Source organism: Streptomyces sp. ADMS (assembly GCF_033441795.1).
In the GTDB taxonomy this organism is placed as follows: domain Bacteria; phylum Actinomycetota; class Actinomycetes; order Streptomycetales; family Streptomycetaceae; genus Streptomyces.
This window is the reverse complement of the sequence record NZ_JAVFVX010000311.1, coordinates 1-1,319: the sequence shown is the minus strand read 5'-3', so window position 1 is coordinate 1,319 and position 1,319 is coordinate 1. Positions and strand designations below refer to the sequence as shown.

The 1,319-nt window shown below is 66.6% G+C and carries 2 protein-coding genes; both read right to left on the bottom strand.

Going from position 1 to position 1,319, the window contains the following annotated elements; all coding sequences use genetic code 11:
• Positions 1-29 precede the first annotated feature (29 nt).
• Positions 30-941 carry an IS3 family transposase gene (locus tag RB628_RS40640; protein WP_318325669.1) on the bottom strand — a complete coding sequence of 304 codons (912 nt, stop codon included), beginning with the start codon at positions 939-941 and terminating at the stop codon, positions 30-32.
• The gene (locus tag RB628_RS40635; protein ID WP_318325668.1) at positions 938-1,267 is read right to left on the bottom strand and encodes a transposase; all 330 of its coding nucleotides are present in this window, start codon (positions 1,265-1,267) and stop codon (positions 938-940) included. Before RB628_RS40635 ends, RB628_RS40640 begins: the two co-directional genes overlap by 4 nt.
• Positions 1,268-1,319: the final 52 nt, after the last annotated feature.

Sequence of the window (1,319 nt, the reverse complement as noted above, 5' to 3'; positions counted from 1 at the left end):
TGTCAATCCCCTCGGACTGTGGAGATCTTCTAAGCGGCCAGCTCCAAGGGGGAGCTGGCTCGGTGGTCGTGTTCGTAGTCGATCGGACTCCGGTAACCGCACACGCTGTGTAGTCGGTGCGTGTTGTAGAAGCCGGTGATCCAGGTCGCGATTCTCAGGCGGGCCTCGGTGCGGGTGGCGAAGGTGTGCCGGTGGACGTACTCGACCTTGAGTACGCTGTTGAACGCCTCGCTGACGGCGTTGTCGAAACACGACCCGACCCGGCCCATGGACTGTGTCACGCCCAGACGCCGGCAGGCCCGGCGGAAGCGCCGGGACACATATTCGCTGCCCCTGTCGCTGTGGAAGATGACGCCCTTGACGTCGCCGCCACGGGTGGCCGCGGCCATGTTCAAGGACGCAACGACGAGTTCTGCGTCGTGACGGGCGCCCATCGCGTAGCCGAGCAGGCGGCGCGAGAACAGGTCGATGACGGTGGCCAGATACAACTTGCCCTCACCGGTGGTGATCTCTGTCATGTCGCCGCACCACACCTGGTCCGGAGCGTCGGCGGTGAAGTCGCGGCGGACAAAGTCCGCGAACGCGGGCCGTTTTCCGGGGCGGGTCAGCCCGCCCCGTCGGCGGATCTTCCGTCCGGCCAGGCCGAGTTCGGCCATGAGACGCGCGACCGTGTTCACCGAGACACGCCAGCCGGCGCGGATCAGGAGGAGCCAGACCTTCGGAGAACCGTAGGTGCCGCCGGAGTTCTCGAAGATTTGCCGGATCGCGTCGGCCAGATGTCCTCGCCGCACTTCACGAGCGGTGGTGGGCTTGTCGCGCCACTTGTAGAACCAGGACTCCGACACTCCCAGAACCCGGCAGGCCAGGCGGTGCGGGACGTGGTGCTCGGTCCTCTGGTTACCGATGAACGCGGCCAGGGCGGCCGGGTTCGCTTCGGTCACTTCACCCAGAGGACCATGCATCGCTTGAGGACATCACGCTCCATCTCCAGCTCGCGGATCCGCTTGTTCTTCTCCGCCGCATCCCGCCGCAGCCGCTCCAGCTCGGCCCGCTCAGCTTCGCGCAGCCGCCCGCCCGGTGCGGGCTCGGCAGGCTGGTCGGACGACGCCGACCCGTTGCGCCGCCACCGCGACACCCAGCTGTGCAGCGTGCCGGAATGCACACCGAGCTCCTCGGCGACCTCCGGGATCGGCCTGCCCGTCTCGATCACAATGCGTACAGCACCCTCACGAAACTCAGGCGTGTACATCCGTTGCTTGGACCCCATGAACCCCAACTTCCCCTGCAATCACGGACTCCACGCTACGAGGGGAGGGACA

Coding starts and splice junctions, on each gene's coding strand:
- RB628_RS40635 (WP_318325668.1), bottom strand. CDS start 1,267: ATGGGGTCCAAGCAACGGATGTACACGCCTGAGTTTCGTGAGGGTGCT.